Origin of the sequence: Halovivax sp., from assembly GCA_007119345.1 — an archaeon.
Taxonomy (GTDB): Archaea; Halobacteriota; Halobacteria; order Halobacteriales; family Natrialbaceae; genus Halovivax.
Window position 1 is genome coordinate 1 of record SKPV01000257.1, and the last position, 14,927, is coordinate 14,927.

General features: G+C 68.4%; 18 protein-coding genes and 1 pseudogene. 8 read left to right on the plus strand and 11 right to left on the minus strand.

Translation table 11 applies throughout. From position 1 onward, the window contains the following. From QZT59_RS17600 to QZT59_RS17615, 4 genes and pseudogenes are all read left to right on the plus strand, one after another. Positions 1–326, plus strand: a pseudogene (locus tag QZT59_RS17600) (dihydropyrimidine dehydrogenase); the annotation flags it as partial. A 78-nt stretch (positions 327–404) separates the two neighbouring features. Further along, positions 405–1,256: a triphosphoribosyl-dephospho-CoA synthase gene (locus QZT59_RS17605; RefSeq protein WP_290819193.1), complete on the plus strand. Its 852-nt coding sequence runs from the start codon at positions 405–407 to the stop codon at positions 1,254–1,256. Then, on the plus strand, positions 1,253–1,888 hold the full coding sequence (locus QZT59_RS17610) for a DUF447 domain-containing protein (RefSeq protein ID WP_290819194.1): 636 nt from the start codon (positions 1,253–1,255) through the stop codon (positions 1,886–1,888). Before QZT59_RS17605 ends, QZT59_RS17610 begins: the two co-directional genes overlap by 4 nt. Positions 1,889–1,912: 24 nt before the next feature. Continuing rightward, the gene (locus QZT59_RS17615; RefSeq protein WP_290819195.1) at positions 1,913–2,104 is read left to right on the plus strand and encodes a 30S ribosomal protein S17e; all 192 of its coding nucleotides are present in this window, start codon (positions 1,913–1,915) and stop codon (positions 2,102–2,104) included. 173 nt (positions 2,105–2,277) lie between these two features. Here the strand turns inward: QZT59_RS17615 and QZT59_RS17620 are convergent, their stop codons facing one another. Further along, on the minus strand, positions 2,278–2,523 hold the full coding sequence (locus QZT59_RS17620; protein WP_290819196.1) for a hypothetical protein: 246 nt from the start codon (positions 2,521–2,523) through the stop codon (positions 2,278–2,280). Positions 2,524–2,857: 334 nt separating this feature from the next. Here QZT59_RS17620 and asd point away from each other — a divergent pair, with 334 nt between their 5' ends. The 3 genes from asd to QZT59_RS17635 all read left to right on the plus strand — a co-directional run bounded on the left by asd (position 2,858) and on the right by QZT59_RS17635 (position 5,728). Then, positions 2,858–3,892: an aspartate-semialdehyde dehydrogenase gene (asd, locus tag QZT59_RS17625; protein ID WP_290819197.1), complete on the plus strand. Its 1,035-nt coding sequence runs from the start codon at positions 2,858–2,860 to the stop codon at positions 3,890–3,892. Positions 3,893–4,002: 110 nt separating this feature from the next. Next, positions 4,003–4,911 carry a 3-hydroxyacyl-CoA dehydrogenase family protein gene (locus QZT59_RS17630; protein ID WP_290819198.1) on the plus strand — a complete coding sequence of 303 codons (909 nt, stop codon included), beginning with the start codon at positions 4,003–4,005 and terminating at the stop codon, positions 4,909–4,911. Next, on the plus strand, positions 4,901–5,728 hold the full coding sequence (locus QZT59_RS17635; RefSeq protein ID WP_290819199.1) for an enoyl-CoA hydratase-related protein: 828 nt from the start codon (positions 4,901–4,903) through the stop codon (positions 5,726–5,728). Before QZT59_RS17630 ends, QZT59_RS17635 begins: the two co-directional genes overlap by 11 nt. 34 nt (positions 5,729–5,762) lie before the next feature. On the opposite strand, the gene QZT59_RS17640 is transcribed toward QZT59_RS17635, so the two are convergent. From QZT59_RS17640 to QZT59_RS17650, 3 genes are all read right to left on the minus strand, one after another. Then, complete coding sequence (locus QZT59_RS17640; RefSeq protein ID WP_290819200.1) at positions 5,763–6,761, minus strand: ornithine cyclodeaminase family protein; 999 nt, start codon at positions 6,759–6,761, stop codon at positions 5,763–5,765. A 51-nt stretch (positions 6,762–6,812) separates the two neighbouring features. Beyond that, positions 6,813–7,046: a hypothetical protein gene (locus tag QZT59_RS17645; RefSeq protein ID WP_290819201.1), complete on the minus strand. Its 234-nt coding sequence runs from the start codon at positions 7,044–7,046 to the stop codon at positions 6,813–6,815. 280 nt (positions 7,047–7,326) lie between these two features. Beyond that, positions 7,327–7,743, minus strand: a complete 417-nt coding sequence (locus QZT59_RS17650; RefSeq protein WP_290819202.1) for a DUF3054 domain-containing protein — start codon at positions 7,741–7,743, stop codon at positions 7,327–7,329. A gap of 148 nt (positions 7,744–7,891) precedes the next feature. Here QZT59_RS17650 and QZT59_RS17655 point away from each other — a divergent pair, with 148 nt between their 5' ends. Continuing rightward, the gene (locus QZT59_RS17655) at positions 7,892–8,551 is read left to right on the plus strand and encodes a J domain-containing protein (RefSeq protein WP_290819203.1); all 660 of its coding nucleotides are present in this window, start codon (positions 7,892–7,894) and stop codon (positions 8,549–8,551) included. Between the two features lie 124 nt (positions 8,552–8,675). On the opposite strand, the gene QZT59_RS17660 is transcribed toward QZT59_RS17655, so the two are convergent. The 7 genes from QZT59_RS17660 to QZT59_RS17690 form a co-directional block, all read right to left on the minus strand. After that, on the minus strand, positions 8,676–9,287 hold the full coding sequence (locus tag QZT59_RS17660) for a toll/interleukin-1 receptor domain-containing protein (RefSeq protein WP_290819204.1): 612 nt from the start codon (positions 9,285–9,287) through the stop codon (positions 8,676–8,678). A gap of 137 nt (positions 9,288–9,424) precedes the next feature. Next, a complete protein-coding gene (tpiA, locus tag QZT59_RS17665) occupies positions 9,425–10,069 on the minus strand; it encodes a triose-phosphate isomerase (protein ID WP_290819205.1) in 645 nt (214 codons plus the stop codon). A 116-nt stretch (positions 10,070–10,185) separates the two neighbouring features. After that, positions 10,186–10,728, minus strand: coding sequence for a multiprotein bridging factor aMBF1 (locus tag QZT59_RS17670; protein WP_290819206.1), 543 nt, complete (start codon positions 10,726–10,728; stop codon positions 10,186–10,188). 168 nt (positions 10,729–10,896) lie between these two features. Beyond that, complete coding sequence (locus tag QZT59_RS17675; protein ID WP_290819207.1) at positions 10,897–11,508, minus strand: CDP-alcohol phosphatidyltransferase family protein; 612 nt, start codon at positions 11,506–11,508, stop codon at positions 10,897–10,899. Continuing rightward, positions 11,505–12,023, minus strand: a complete 519-nt coding sequence (locus QZT59_RS17680) for an adenylate kinase family protein (protein ID WP_290819208.1) — start codon at positions 12,021–12,023, stop codon at positions 11,505–11,507. The genes QZT59_RS17675 and QZT59_RS17680 overlap by 4 nt, the downstream gene beginning before the upstream one ends. Continuing rightward, a complete protein-coding gene (gene hisC / locus QZT59_RS17685) occupies positions 12,020–13,165 on the minus strand; it encodes a histidinol-phosphate transaminase (protein ID WP_290819209.1) in 1,146 nt (381 codons plus the stop codon). The genes QZT59_RS17680 and hisC overlap by 4 nt, the downstream gene beginning before the upstream one ends. 73 nt (positions 13,166–13,238) lie before the next feature. Beyond that, positions 13,239–14,846 (minus strand): replication factor C large subunit, encoded by a 1,608-nt coding sequence (locus tag QZT59_RS17690; protein WP_290819210.1) that lies wholly within the window; start codon positions 14,844–14,846, stop codon positions 13,239–13,241. Between the last annotated feature and the right edge of the window lie 81 nt (positions 14,847–14,927).

Consider the following 14,927-nt stretch of genomic DNA (forward strand, 5'->3'; position numbering starts at 1 on the left):
AAGGGGCGATCGTCGGCGTCAAGGTTCGGGCCGAACTGGCGGGCGTCGACCTCGCGGCGACCGCGCGGCGGATCGAGGCGGCGGGCGGCTCGTTCGTCCACGTTGACGCGATGGACTCGGAATCGGTCGTCGCGGACGTCGCCGACGCGACAGACCTCTTCGTGATCGCTAACAACGGCGTGCGCGACGATGCGACGGTCGCCGAGTACGTCGACTACGGCGCGGACGCCGTGAGCGTCGGACGAGCGAGCGACGATCCGATCGTTCGGCGCCGTGTCGCGACGGCGGTCGGAGAGCGATTACCGACTGGGGCGCCGACGCCCTGAGTTCGCGCGCGGATCGACGGCTTCCGCCACGTCCCGCGGAGGCCAACAGCTAAGGAACGGACGCCGAGAGTGGTGAGTATGGATCACCCGGCGGATACCGCCCAGCTCGCGCTCCTGTGCGAGGTCGCCGGCACCCCCAAGCCGGGAAACGTCGATCGCGACCGGGACCTGGAGGGCCTGCGCTTCGAGCACTTCCTCGCCGGCGCCGTCGGTGCGCGAGGCGGCCTCGAACTGGCCGCGAACGGGGCCGCCGTCGGAACGGCGTTCGAACGCGCCGTCTCGGGAATGGCCCGCCAGCGCGGCGGCAACACGCAGTTCGGCGCACTCCTGTTGCTCGTCCCGCTCGTTCGCGCAGCCGCCGACGATCTCGATCGGCCGGTCTGCGAGGCGGTCGTCGCCGACACGACGGTCGCCGACGCCGCGGCGTTCTACCGGGCGTTCGAGCACGTGGACGTCTTCGTCGGGGAGCCGCCGACCGGCGCGGATGCGCTCGACGTCCGTCGCGGCGCGGCGGCGGTCCCGGCCGTTCGGGACCGGGGGCTCACCCTCCGTGACGTGCTCGCGCTCGGGGCCGACGCGGACGACGTCGCGCGGGAGTGGACGACCGGTTTCGAGCGCTCGTTCGAGGCCGCGGAGCTGATCGCCGACGCGTCCGGGTCCGTCCTCGACCGGGCGGCGGCGGCGTACCTCCGGTTGCTGGCCGATCGTCCCGACACCCTCGTCGCGAAGCGACGGGGGATGGACGCCGCGCGGGAAGTGCAAGCCCGTGCGGCGTCGCTCGTCGAGGCGGACGCGTTCCGGGTGGATCGTGCGGCGGTGGCGACCTTCGCCGACGAACTGGTGGCCGACGGGATCAACCCCGGGACGACGGCCGATCTCACCGCCGCCGGGCTGTTCATCGCCCTCGAGCGCCAAGCGGTGGACGTATGAGCGGAGAGGACGGCGAACGCGACGACGCACCGGCCCCCGTCGAGTGGCCCGTCGAGCTCGCGGGCGTCACCGAGAGCCTCGTCGCGACCCTGGGGCCGAACGACCGCTGGAACGTCGCGCCCCTCGGGCTCTTCGCCGGCGATCCCGTGACCGCGACCACGTGGGGGAACACCCGGACCCGACGAAATTTCGCGCGCCGCGGGGGCGGATACGTGCAGTTCGCGCGCGATCCGGTCGACTTCGTCGACGCCGCCCTGTCGATCGTCGAACTGGACGATCCGATTCTCGACTCGGCGGACGCCTGGGTGCGAGTCGACGCGAGCAGCGTCGCCGAGGGGAGCGAGGACGGAACCTCGTGGGAACGCTGGGCGCTCCGCCCGGTCGAGGAGACGGTCCGGCGTGAGCGCGTGCCGACGATCGACCGCGGGTTCGCGGCCGTCGTGGAGGGAACGATCGCAGTTTCCCGCCTCGGGGTTCCCGGGTACGACGACCGGGACCTCCGGGATCGACTCGAGTGGTGCGCGTCGATCGTCGACCGGGCCGGCGGCCCACGCGAGCGAGAGGCGTTCGCGAGACTGTGCTCGCACGCGGAACTCGATCTCGCGGCTGCGCGCGAGAACGAATGGCTTTAGGCGGCGCTCGGGAAATCCATTCGTATGGCTATCAAGCCCGCCTACGTCAAGAAGACCGCCACGCTGCTCCTGGAGCGATACCCGAACGCGTTCACCGACGACTTCGAACAGAACAAAGATAGCGTCCAGGAACTCACGAACATCGAATCCAAGAGCGTCCGGAATCGGGTCGCCGGCTACGTGACCCGGAAAAAGCGCGCAGCCGCGCCGGCCTGAAACGGATTCTCGATCGGTGCCGACGACCGCCGAGCCGACGGCTCGCCGGCGAACGAACGCTGCGGAGACGGTATGCGGACTCGAAGAGACGAGCGGTCGGGCGTCCGCGATTCCGAGGAGTCGGGGGACCACCGGTTTCGGCGGCTCGACCGTCGCCGTCGACGGTGCGCCGGTCAGTGCTCGCCTTCGGGCCAATCGAAGTCCATCACGAGCGCGAGGACGACGGCGACGGTTCCGAGGGTGATCGAGAAGAACGCGACCAGCACCTGTTCGATGATGTAGCCGTGATCGAACAGGACGAAATACATCTGATAGAGAAACAGCAAGAGCAAGCCGATCCCCACGACGAGGACCAGCCAGTTGATCGGATTCCGTTCCTCCAGTGCGCTCCCGGTCGTGCGTGTCTTCGTTTCGGCCATGGTTGCGTGTTCGGCGATCGGCGTTCGCGATCGGACGGCGTCGGTGATCGTTCGACGACGGTCCGCCGCTGGCTGCTTCCGACCCCGTTCGTTATCGGGTAGCTTTCGCTCGGATCGCTTAATCCCTTCTATCTACAGCCCCGAGAACTTCCGCCGGGCCGCGAACTCCCGCCCGACTTTCGTCCTCTCGATACAGTTGCCCGGCTTTCGTCGTCTCGATACGAACGTCCAGCCGTCTTCTCGATACGCCTGTCCGACCCCACGACACCCTGCATACGTCGGTGGGGACGCCGAAACCAAACCGTTTTCCTCGCCCGGTCCCTCGACTCCTCAAATGGTCGTACGCGTAGGCGTCCTGGGCGCAACCGGCGCCGTCGGACAGCGTCTCATCGAGCTGCTCGATCCGCACCCCGAATTCGAACTCGCTGCGCTCACCGCCAGCGAGTCGAGCGCGGGGAAAACGTACCGCGAGGCGGCGAAGTGGCGCGCGGAGTCGCCGATTCCCGCCGACGTCGCCGACGTGACCGTCACCGAGACCGATCCGGGGGCCGTGGCGAACGACGTCGACCTCCTGTTCTCGTCGCTGCCGTCGTCCGTCGGCGCCGCCGTCGAACCGGCGTTCTGCGAGGCGGGCTACGTCGTCTCCTCGAACTCGTCGAACGAACGGATGGCGCCCGACGTCCCGCTGGTGATCCCGGAGGTGAACGCCGAACACGTCGACCTGCTCGAGGTCCAGCGCGACGAGCGCGGCTGGGACGGCGCCCTCGTGAAGAACCCGAACTGCTCGACGATCACGTTCGTCCCGACGCTGGCCGCGCTCGAGGCGTTCGGCATCGAGCGCGTTCACGTGGCCACGCTCCAGGCCGTCTCCGGCGCCGGATACGACGGCGTCACCTCCATGGAGATCATCGACAACGCGCTCCCGCACATCGGTGGGGAAGCGGAGAAGCTCGAGACCGAGTCGCGCAAACTCCTCGGGACCTTCGACGGCGCCACGCTCGACCACCACGACGTGGAGGTCGCGGCCTCCTGTAACCGGATTCCGACGCTCGACGGCCACCTCGAGAACGTCTGGGTCGAGACGGCGACGGACCTCGACGTCGAGCAGGCCAAGACCGCGATGGCGGAGTATCCGTCGATCGGCCTGCGCTCCTCGCCCGACCCGCTCATCGAGGTTTTCGACGAGCCCGATCGACCGCAGCCGCGCCTCGACCGCGACCTCGGTGACGGGATGGCCGTTTCAGCCGGCGGCTTCCGCGAGTCGAGATTCGGGCTCCAGTACAACTGTCTCGCCCACAACACCATCCGCGGCGCGGCGGGAGCCAGCGTCCTCAACGGCGAGTTGCTCGTCGAGAACGGCTACCTGTAAGGCCGGCGGTCGTTCGGATCCGCCGTGTGCGATCTCGCGCGTGATGATCGTCCACCGCGGTCGACGGACGTTCCGAATCGCTTAATCGACGGGGCGTGGCAGAGACCCGTATGCAGATTGGCGTACTCGGCGCCGGCACGATGGGCCACGGCATCGCGCAGGTCGCGGCCCGGGCCGGACACGACGTCGCGATGCGGGACGTAGAACGGGATCGGGTCGAAGACGGGCTGGACGCGATCGAGACGAACCTCCAGGGCGGGGTCGAACGCGAGAAGTTGACGGCCGCGGAGATGGCCGAAACCATCGACCGGATCGACGGGACGACCGACCTGGAAACGGCGGTCTCCGGCGCGGACCTCGTGATCGAGGCCGTACCGGAGGACCTCGAGTTGAAACGCGAGACGTTCGCGGAGGTCGAGACGCACGCGCCGGCCGACGCGATCCTCGCGTCCAACACGTCATCGCTCTCGCTGACGGCGATCGCCGGCGCGCTCGAGCGGCCGTCGCGCGCGATCGGGCTCCACTTCTTCAATCCCGTCCACCTGATGGACCTCGTCGAGATCGTCGTCCCGGAACAGGCGGACGAGGAGACCGTCGGCTTCGCCGAGGAGTTCGTCGCGGACCTCGGAAAGGAGCCGATCACGGTTCGCGATTCGGCGGGCTTTGCCTCCTCGCGACTCGGGGTTGCGCTCGGCGTCGAGGCGATCCGCATGCTCGAGGAGGGCGTCACCTCGCCGCGCGGCCTGGATCGTGCCATGACGGTGGGGTACAACCATCCAATGGGGCCGATCGAACTCACCGACGTGGTCGGCCTGGACGTGAGACTCGACATCCTGAAACACCTCCGCGACGAGCTGGGGGAGCGATACGCGCCGCCCCAGCTGCTCCGCCGGAAGGTGCGCGCGGGGAAACTCGGAAAGAAGACCGGCGAAGGATTCTACGTCTGGGAGGACGGCGAGATCGTCGGCGTGAGCGATTCGGTCGCGATCGCCGGCGGAGGTGTCGACGATGACCGATGACGAGAAGGGAGAGGACGTACTCGACGCCGAGTTCGAGACGATCCGCGTGTCGATCGGCGAGCGCGTCGAGGGCGTGGCGACGGTGACGATCGACCGCCCCGACGCCCGGAACGCGCTCGACGCGACCGTCAGGAATGAGCTCAAGCGGGCGCTCCCCGCCCTCGAGGCGGACGATCGGATCCGGGTCGTGGTTCTCACCGGATCGGACGAGGCGAAGGCGTTCGTCGCCGGAGCCGACGTCGCCGAGCTGCGCGAGCGGGACCTCGTCGAACAGCGCGAGAAGAGCAAGCGCCCGCGGGTCTACGAGATCGTCGACGACCTCGAGCTCCCGGTGATCGCGCGGGTCAACGGGCACGCTCTCGGCGGCGGCTGCGAGCTGGCGACCGCCTGCGACGTTCGCATCGCCGACGAGCGGGCCAAGCTCGGTCAACCCGAGATCACCCTCGGGCTCATACCCGGCGGCGGCGCGACCCAACGGCTGCCCCGGTTGATCGGCGAGGGCCAGGCGATGCGGCTGATCTGTTCCGGCGAACTGATCGACGCCGCGGAGGCCCACGAGATCGGCCTCGTCGAGGAGGTGTGCGCGCCGGACGAGCTCGACGACGCGGTCTACGACCTCGCTGCCTCGATGGCCGAGAACAGCCCGCTGGCCCTCGAGTACGCCAAGCGCGCCGTCCGGGCCAGCTCGCGGCTGCCGCTGGATCGGGGCATCGACTACGAGTCCGAGCTGTTCGTCCAGCTGTTCGCCACGGCGGACAAGAACGAGGGAATCGACGCGTTCTTCGAGGACCGCGAACCCGAGTGGTGCGGTCGGTGACCGAGTGGTGCGGTCGGGGGCTCGCGGTCGGTCCTTACTTCCCAGTGAGCGCGTCGCTCGCGGGCGCGAACGGGAGCGGCGTGCCGCGGTCGGCGTCCCTGGCGCGCTCGTAGAGCATCGCGGCCGCCGCGACGGTCTCGACGGCCGTGCCGCCGCTGTCGAAGATCGTCAGTTCGTCGTCCGCGGTCCGGCCGGGTTCGACGCCGGCGACCACCTCGCCGAGCTCCGCGTGGACGTGTGACTCGTCGATCGCGCCCGACTCGACCGCGGCGATGAACGAGCCCGCGTCCCGTCGCACTCGCTCGCGGAGGTCGGGTACGTACGTCGCCCGCTCGACGGTCCGGACGTCCAGTTCGCGCTTTTCGGGGTGGTACTGGCCCATCGCGGTCACGTGCGCGCCCGGTGCGAGGTGGGCGTCGTCGACCACGGGTTCCGCGGCCGACGTGGCCGTGATCACGACGTCCGCGTCCCGGACGGCCGCGTCACTCGATTCGACGGCCGAAACGTCGGCCGACAGGCTGTCGTCGAACTCCTCGGCGAACGCCTCGCGGTGATCGCGCGTCGGCGAGTACACGCGCACCGTCTCGAAATCCCTGACCGTCGCGGTCGCCCGCACCTGCCCCCTGGCCTGGGGACCGGAGCCGATCACGGCCAGCGTCGCCGCATCCCGTCGGGCGAGCGCGTCGACCGCCACGGCCCCGGCGGCGCCCGTCTTGAACGGGTTCATCGAGACGCCGTCCAGTAGCGCGAGCGGTTCGCCGGTTTCGGCGTCGAAGAGCGGGGTGAGAAACCACGCGTCCTCGCTCGCGAAGCCGGCCGCGTACGTGTACCCGCCCATCGCGCCGGTTTCGGGCAGGATCGCGCCGTAGCTGGTCAACATCCCCGTCGGGTCGCTCCGGCGAAACGTTTGGCGCGGCCTCGCCGGTGCACCCTCGCCGCGTTGCCGGTAGCCGTCGCGGACGGCGTCGACGTAGTCCGCGGGCGACGCCAGGTCCTCGAGGTCGTCGATCGAGCAGAACAGGCACTCGGCCATGTCGTCGCCGAGGGACCGCAGAGAGAAAACGAATTCGGCGGTTCGCGTTCGTCAGTCCGCGTTCATCGACGGCGGCTGGTTCGTCGATCCGCGACTCGCTCCGACCTCCTCGGAATCGTCGAGCGGTGCATTGACGAACATCGCGTGACCGATCAGTAACGAAGCGACCAGCGCGCCGACCGGGACCGCCGTGGTCGTCGGGAGGCCCACGACGACCAACGCGGCGGCGACGCCGACCAGCGAGACCGGAATGAGCCCGAGGACGAGATCGTAGTAGCGAGCCATAGCTACTACATACTATGAGAAACATGTATATAAGGATTTTCCATATTCGAACCGTATTTGATTCGTGCCTCACGAATACACGAGTCGGTGAATCTGCATAAGTTATGGAGAGCCAATAGCGAACTTCGACCGCGACGTCCGGACCTTCGACGACTCACGAGCACGATATCGTGACGGACCGCGTCGACTCCGGGTGACACTCGATCGGCGGGACGTCACGGCGGACCGGCCCGTCGAACCGGGCGGGCGATCCGTCGGCGGGCGCCGACGGTCGGGACGGTCACCTTCGGAACGCGAGTTCGTACCCGCCGCGGACGATCACGAACGCGACCAGGCCGAATCCGACGAAGACGACCATGAACGACCACGGGACGCCCCCGTCGACGTGCGACGAGCCGCGAATCAGGAACCCGACGTTCGAGGCCGCGAGCCAGCAGATCGCCGTCCGTCGCACGACCGCTACCGGGTCGCCGGCGTCCGCCCGACGGTAGTTTCCGGCGACGGCGGCGACGACGAACCACCCCAACACGAAGGGAGCTGCGGCCTCGACCACCGCGGGAACGTCCGCGATCGAGTATCTTTCGTGGCTCGATCGACCGGCCAGGACTAACCCGACGATGACGGCGACGTCGAGAGCCGCCAGCCGGAGCGCGTCCGGTCGCCTGTCGGTGCCGACAGAATCCCGTCCGAGAGGCATGTCGGAACGTCCGCAACGCCACCATATCGGTGTCCCGATTTCGACCACTCATCGGGCCAGTCGCCACGGCAACCCGACGAGTAACATCAAATTTTCGATTGGTTCGGAAAGCAGCACTAATATACCGTGACGGCGTACCCCATCACAGATGGGCGTCGTCGACGAACGACACGAAGGGTGCGACGGCTGCGGCAGAACCGTCGCGTTGAACGAGCTCACGACGGTGTCGATGCCCGACGGGGACACCTTAGCGTGCTGTCCGCAGTGTGAACCCCACGCGCGAACCGCGGCCGACAAGCTGGCCGAACTCGACACGAACCGCGACGAGTGCGACGGCTGCCAGTCCGAGTTCAAGACCGCGTCCCTGGACGACGTCGTACTCACCGATGGAACGGTGCTCACGCTCTGCCGGAGTTGTCTACGCGAAGTACCGGGCCGAAACAGAGGTGACCGCGCGGCCGCCAACTCGGGCGACGCCGAAACGGCCGAGATCGCCCGACGAAAGGATCTCTGCAGCCAGTGCCACGAGTGGGTCGACGACGAACTCTACCGGGTGACGCTGCTCGACGGCCGAACCGAGGAACTGTGTCCGTTCTGCAAGGAGTCGGCCGAGAACGACGGGATCGTCACCGACGTAAAGATGCGCAGAGCCGAAGCGCGAGAGATCCTCGACGTCGAGCCGTCCGCTTCCCCGCGCGAGATCAGACGGGCATTTCTCACCCAGATCAAACACGCCCACCCGGACCGTCGGAGCGGGAGCCGGGAAGCGTTCAAACTCGTCAAAGAAGCCTACGACCAGCTGTCCTGAGCCGATCGCGTCCCCGCCAGTTCCACGAGAATCCGACGATATCGTCGCCGACCGGCGAGTTCGCCCCACGGTCTCCGTGCGAGCGGTCACCCGCGTCCGGCGGGGCCTGCCCGCCGTGGCTCGATCACTTCGAGCCGACCTCGCGGCGGACGAACCCGATCGTCGCCGGATCGAAAAAGTAGGACGTGTCGCACACCTCGCATGTCGCTTCGAGCAGCTTCCCGTGCTTGTGGAGCTTCCAGAGCTTCGTCTGACCCATCTCGAGTTCGAGAGTTACCGGGTGTCCGCAATCGGCGAGCGTGCACGGGAATCGGATGTACCAGTTCGGGACGGAGAGCGCCCCGAGGGGCGCGAGTTCGGAACGTAGGCGACAGAGCAGATTGAACACCGTGAACGACGGGTTCTCCCGATCGATCGTCACCCCTTCGACGTCCTCGATGAATCCGCCGCCGAGGTCTTCGGATTCGTACAGCGGGAGGACCGGAATGCCCTTCGCCACCGCGTATCCAATCTCCTGGTTGATCCACTGGCTGTCGACCGACGCCGCCGTCAGAACGGCGACGACGACGTCGCTGTTGGCGAGGCGGCCCTCCAGTCGCTCGCGGGTTCTGCCGGTTTCGACCTCCTCGAGGGCGACGTGGACGCCGAACGGGAAATTCTTGACCGTCGAGAACAGCTCCTGGACGAGCTCCAGGTCGCCCGGGTCGTGAGAGACGAATACCTGTTCTCCGGTCATCGTCGGTTAGTGTAGAAAGCAGGGATACCGTTATTAATGTATCTACCTATCTCGTGGCGGTTTCGGCATCGAATCAAATGCGGTTCGCTGATAGCCGACGATATTGACCCTCAGATGGCGCGCCGAGACCTGACGAATCAAAGCGGGTCGACGAGATCCGCGAGCGCCGCTTCGGGGTCGTCCGCCTTCGCGACGCCGCTCGCGAGTAACACGCCGTCGGCACCCAGATCTCGCGCCGCGACGACGTCGTCACCGGTCGAGATGCCGGCCCCGCAGAGGACCGGCACCGACCCGTCGACCGACCCGGCCGCGGCGACCGCGTCCTCGACGATCTCCGGGTCCGCCGTGCTCACCGGCGTGCCCGTCCCGATCAGCTCCGGCGGTTCGACGGCGACGGCGTCCGGACCGAGGGCCGCGGCGGCGCCGACCTGGGCCGGATTGTTCGCGCAGACGACGCTCTCGAGGCCGGCTCGATCGGCCGCGCGAACCGCGCCGTCGATGCTGGCGAGCTTCAGGCGGCGCTCGGAGTGATTGATGAGCGTCCCGGCCGCGCCGGCGTCGGCGACGGTTTCGGCGAGCGTCGCGCCGGTGTTACTCCCTGGTTCGATCGGATCGACGTGCTGGGCCCAGGTCTCGACGCCGGTGTCGGCGACGCGCTCGAGTGCCGGCGCCTGGGGCGCGACGGCGATTCTCGCGTCGGTCCGTTCGGCGACCTCGACGGCCGCCTCGGCGACGGCAACCGGATCGCACGGATACGTCTTGCAGTTGACGAGGACGAACATACTCGTATCCGCCCGCCGCCGCTACGAAAAAGGTTCCGAGTCGAGCGACCGCGCCCGCCGTCGTCGGCTCGATCGTTCCGCACTCGACGCTCAGTCCTCGCGTGTTAGGTCGTCGCTCAGTCCTTGCGTTTGACGACGTCGCCGAGGGTGTAACTCCCGGACGAGGAGCCGCCCTCCCACTCCGTCTCCTCGGACGAGCCCGCGTCGCCGGTGAGGGTGACGTCGAGGAATCGTTCGAGCTTCGACTGGACGTCGTCGCTCGGGAGCGTTTCGCCGCGTTCGAGTTTGCGTATCAGGCTCGCCTTCTCGTTGAGTTCGTTCGCGAGATCCGACTGGCTGAGCCCCTTCTCTTCCCGACCGCGCCGAATTCGGTCGTCGTAGTCGGCCGCGAGCTCGTCCATCTCGTCGAACATGTCCGAGCGGCGGCCGCCGCCCGACCGGCTCGAAGCGCCGGTGGACGACGATCGCCCGCTCGAACCACCGCTCGAGCCGCTCGAGGAGCTCGTCGAGTACTTGGTCGACGTGCTCGAGGTGGACCCCGGCGTTTTCACCTCCGTGCCGAAGTCGGTACAGTTAGAACAAACGTCGAGTTTCGCACCCTCGATCTTGACCTTCTTCGGGGCCTGCGTCTCGGCGCCACACATCTCGCACTGGACCATGTCGGTTCCTATATCGTGGCGCGTGATAAAGGATACGCCCGGACGGAACGGCCCGGTGCGCGTCGGTTCGCCGTCCCGTGAATCGATCGCCGCCTATCGGACGGGCCCCTGTCGCCGGGTCCCCGGTGCCGTGGGAAATCCCTCGCTCGAGCGCTCGATACGTCTCGGTCACTCCAGCGCCGTCATCGAGTAATAGAACCGCTGGAGCGCCGTGAGGTGACCGACGACGGCGAGGAAGATCAGGAGCCAGCCGATCACTCCGTACCCGGCGAAGGTCGATTCGACCGGATACGCGAGGAAGCCGACGAGGCCGATGAGCGCCAGCCGGTCCGCCCTGCCGACCAGCCCGCCGTAGACGCGGTCCAGTCCGACGGCCTGTGCCTGGGTGCCGAGGTAGGAGGTCAGCACGACGCCGGTGACGGCGAGAAATCCGAGTACGTAATCGCCGATGCCGGCCGCGAGGCCGCCGATGATCACGATGTCCGCGTAGCGATCGAGGACGTGATCGAGCAGATCGCCGGCGGGCGAGGCGACGTTCTGCTCGCGGGCGAGCGCGCCGTCGACGACGTCGAGCCACCCGTTGGCGAACACCAGCGCCGCGGCGACGGCGTACCACCAGCGGGCCGCCGTTCCGCCGAGGTAAAACGCGCCCGCGGCGAGGACCGCCGCGACGAACGCCAGCACGCTCACGCCGTTCGGCGTCATCCCGACGCGATCGAAGCCGGCCACGAACGGCCGAAGCGCGCCCGTCACGTACGGGCGGAGGCGGTCGAGCGTCACGCCAGGTACCCCACGAAGTCGACCTCGCCGGCGCTCGGCTCGCGGTCGCCGCGGACGACCTCCCCGAGGGCCCTCGCGACCGCGTCCGGAGCGCGGTCGGTCGTGTCGATCTCGTAGACCGATTCGATCCCGTGGACGTCGACGGCCTCGGCCAGGATCACGTCCAGCGCCTCGCTTTCCGCGTTCTCTCGGGCTTTGGCGTCCGTCTCACCGCGGGCCGTGAGTCGTCGGTCCAGGACCGTCGGCTCACACCGCAAGACGGCGACCCGATCGGCCGGGAGGTGGTGGGCGAGGTGCGACTCGAAGACGACGTCCTGGCGGCCGCGCAAGTGGGATGCGAGCGCGTCGAGATCGGCGACGACGCTGTCGCGCTCCTCGTCGACGTCGGTGTACAGGGACTGGCGCTCGATCACCTCGTTCAGGTGGACCACGTCGTAGCCGTCGAACCGATCGGCGAGCTCGGCGGTGGCGGTCGTCTTCCCGGTTCCCGGCGTACCCGTGACCGCGATCCTCACCGGTCGGACACCTCCGAGTTGGCCCGAGCGTTCGCGTCGTCCGCGAGGTCGAGGGCGGCGAGCGCGCCGTTCAGCGTCTCGACCGCCCGTCGGGTCTCCTCGTCGGTGCCGCACGTGATCCGGACGCACTCTGGGAGGCCGAAGCTCGTACAGTCGCGCACGATGACGCCTCGCTCTCGCATCACCTCCGCCACCGACGTGGCGTCCCCGACCTCGACCAGGACGAAGTTTCCGTCGCTCGGCCAGACGTGCGCGTTCGCGTGTTCGGCCACGTACTCCCTCGCCCACCGCGCCGACTCGACGGTACGGCTGACGTGCTCGTCGTCCTCGAGGGCGGCCGCGCCCGCCCGACAGGCGAGTTCGCTCGCTGCGAACGGGGTGTTCACCCGCGCGTAGGCGTCCGCCCACTCCGCCGGAACCACGGCGTAGCCGAGTCGAACGCCGGCCAGGCCGTACGCCTTCGAGAACGTTCTGAGCACCGCCACGTCGTCCCGAGCCCCGAAGCCGTCGCGTCCCTCCACGAGCGCGACGGCGCTGTCCGTTTCGGCGAACTCCCCGTAGGCCTCGTCGACGACGACGAGCGTCCGCTCGTCGGTCTCGGTCGCGATGCGCTCGACTTCGGCGAGGGGGATCGTCGACCCGGACGGATTGTGGGGGCTGGTGAGGTAGACGATTCGCTCCCCGTCGTAGGCCTCGAGGACCGTCCCGGCGTCCTGCGCGAAGTCCTCGTCCTTCGAGAGCGGGTACTCGCGAACCTCGCCGTGGTGGAATCGGGCGCTCATTCCGTAGTAGGTGAATCCCGGTGCGGGCACGAGGACGGCGTCCGCCGGATCGAGCAACGCCCGGGAGAGGTAGTCGATGGCGCCGTCGCCGCCGTTGGCCAGCCAGATCTGCGCAGCGTCGACGTCCCAGCGATGTGTGAGGGCGGACGCGAGATCGGTGTGAGCAACTTTCGGGTACCCGTTGACGCCCTCCGCGGCCCCCTGCAGGGCCTCGACGGCCGCGGGCGACGGACCGTGCGGGTTCTCGTTGGACGACAGCGTCACGAATTCGGACGGGTCGCGGCCGAGCTCGCGGGCGACCTCCTCGATCCCGCGCCCCGGCTCGTAGGCGACGTGGTCCGACAGATCCCGTGGCTTCATACGCGCATCCTGTCACCCGCGACTATTAAGGTGTCCGCAACCACCCCGGAGCGTCGCGGGACCCGACGCGCGCTCAGAAGAAGTCCTCGAGCCCGGACTGGTCCTCGTCCTCGGCCGCCTGCTCGGCCGTGTCCGGGGACGAATCGTCGTCGGTCTCGGCCGCTTCATCGCCGCTCCCGGGATCCTCCGTCGATCCGCCGGCGCGGCCGTCTCCGGGCGCCGTTTCATCGCTCTCGCCTTCGTTCGTCCCCGACGGCTCGTCGTCCGCCGAACCGGCGACCGACGCGTCGAGCGTGTGCTGGCTCCCGTCGTCCGCGTCGTCACCGGAGGCGTCGTCGTCGCGCCCGTCGCTCGGGTCACGGGTTCGAGAGGCGTCGAGGAACGCGTCGCCGCCGTGTTCGACGACCCGCGCCTCTCGGCGCTCTCCGGCGTCGGCGACGATGTTCTGGACCTTGTTGGTGTCCTTACCGCTCCCGGTGACGAACGAGACCTCGGCCTCGTCGAGCTCGTATGCGGCGGTCATCCGGACCGTGAGCTCGCGGTTCCGACAGTGGTGGGTCATCGCCGAGAGGTACGGAAGGAGGTCCCGCCTGGCGGTGGCCACGCTCACCCCTTCGCGCTCGGCGATCCGCTCGGCGATCGCGTCTCGCGTGTCGCGGGTGCTGCGGGAGCGCCCGAGCTTCGACCAGTAGCTGGGCGGGCCGTACCGGGTCCAGCCGCCCTTGTCCTCGCGCCGGGAGGCCGCGACGCCGGCGGTCATGTTGTCCGTCGCGTACCGCCAGTAGGAGTAGTTCTGCGTGGCCCGGACCCGCCCGAGCCAGCGATCGGCGTTCGAGAGGTAGCCGTAGGCGTCGGCCAGCTCTCGGCCCCGGTAGTCTTTGGGCACGTTGTCCTCGATCCAGTTGATGAGGTCGTCCGGGGTCTCGTCGACGTCGTAGGACGCCTTCAGGGCGCCTTCGGCGTCTTTCTCCTTGATCAGGGCGTCGAGGAAGTCGAAGATCCCCTCGGTGCGATCGCGCTCGCCGGTGACGACGTCGTCGGTCGTGAGCGTCTCGGCGTCCTCGGCGATCGCCTGGAGGTCGTTGACCGCCGAGCGGAGGTCGCCGCTCGTCGCGTCGGCGATCGCCGCCAGCGCATCGTCCTCGAACTCGACGCCTTCTTTGCGACAGATGTCCCGGAGGACGGGAACGATCGACCGCGCCGAGACGTCGCGAAACTCGATCGTCTCGCAGGCGTTCCGCAGCGACTGACTCATGTCGTAAAACTCGTTCGCCACGAGAACGATCGGCTGGTTCGCCGACTTCACGACGCGGGTCACCTCGCGGGAGCCGCCGTAGTCGGCGTTGCCGTGGAAGTTGTCCGCCTCGTCGAGGATCACCAGTCGTCGACCGCCGCTCCCGCCCGTGAGCGTGCCAGATTTCGACGCCTCGCCCGCAACGCGCTCGATGACCTCGGCTCCCCGGTGGTCGCTCGCGTTGAGCTCCATCACCGGCCACCCGAGATCGTTAGCCAGCGCGTGCGCGGCCGACGTCTTCCCGACGCCGGGGCTCCCGTGGACGATCGCCGCCTTCCGGTGGTCGTCCCAGGTTTGGGCCCACTCGCGCAGCTGGTCGCGGGCCTTGTCGTTTCCCCGCACCGCCGACAGCGTCGTCGGGCGGTACTTCTCGGTCCAGTCGGTCATTGCGTACGGGTTGGGACGAGTCGCGTTTAGTGGTTGCGGAGCGTCACTCCTCGTCTACGGACTTCAAGTCGAGCCGTCGTC

Excerpts from the sequence above, each read along its gene's own strand:
- QZT59_RS17605 (WP_290819193.1), top strand. The coding sequence starts at position 405 with ATGGATCACCCGGCGGATACCGCCCAGCTCGCGCTCCTGTGCGAGGTC.
- asd (WP_290819197.1), top strand. The coding sequence starts at position 2,858 with ATGGTCGTACGCGTAGGCGTCCTGGGCGCAACCGGCGCCGTCGGACAG.
- hisC (WP_290819209.1), bottom strand. The coding sequence starts at position 13,165 with ATGAAGCCACGGGATCTGTCGGACCACGTCGCCTACGAGCCGGGGCGC.
- QZT59_RS17655 (WP_290819203.1), top strand. The coding sequence starts at position 7,892 with ATGGGCGTCGTCGACGAACGACACGAAGGGTGCGACGGCTGCGGCAGA.
- QZT59_RS17670 (WP_290819206.1), bottom strand. The coding sequence starts at position 10,728 with ATGGTCCAGTGCGAGATGTGTGGCGCCGAGACGCAGGCCCCGAAGAAG.
- QZT59_RS17690 (WP_290819210.1), bottom strand. The coding sequence starts at position 14,846 with ATGACCGACTGGACCGAGAAGTACCGCCCGACGACGCTGTCGGCGGTG.
- QZT59_RS17640 (WP_290819200.1), bottom strand. The coding sequence starts at position 6,761 with ATGGCCGAGTGCCTGTTCTGCTCGATCGACGACCTCGAGGACCTGGCG.
- QZT59_RS17645 (WP_290819201.1), bottom strand. The coding sequence starts at position 7,046 with ATGGCTCGCTACTACGATCTCGTCCTCGGGCTCATTCCGGTCTCGCTG.
- QZT59_RS17620 (WP_290819196.1), bottom strand. The coding sequence starts at position 2,523 with ATGGCCGAAACGAAGACACGCACGACCGGGAGCGCACTGGAGGAACGG.
- QZT59_RS17635 (WP_290819199.1), top strand. The coding sequence starts at position 4,901 with ATGACCGATGACGAGAAGGGAGAGGACGTACTCGACGCCGAGTTCGAG.
- QZT59_RS17660 (WP_290819204.1), bottom strand. The coding sequence starts at position 9,287 with ATGACCGGAGAACAGGTATTCGTCTCTCACGACCCGGGCGACCTGGAG.
- QZT59_RS17650 (WP_290819202.1), bottom strand. The coding sequence starts at position 7,743 with ATGCCTCTCGGACGGGATTCTGTCGGCACCGACAGGCGACCGGACGCG.
- QZT59_RS17615 (WP_290819195.1), top strand. The coding sequence starts at position 1,913 with ATGGCTATCAAGCCCGCCTACGTCAAGAAGACCGCCACGCTGCTCCTG.
- tpiA (WP_290819205.1), bottom strand. The coding sequence starts at position 10,069 with ATGTTCGTCCTCGTCAACTGCAAGACGTATCCGTGCGATCCGGTTGCC.
- QZT59_RS17630 (WP_290819198.1), top strand. The coding sequence starts at position 4,003 with ATGCAGATTGGCGTACTCGGCGCCGGCACGATGGGCCACGGCATCGCG.
- QZT59_RS17610 (WP_290819194.1), top strand. The coding sequence starts at position 1,253 with ATGAGCGGAGAGGACGGCGAACGCGACGACGCACCGGCCCCCGTCGAG.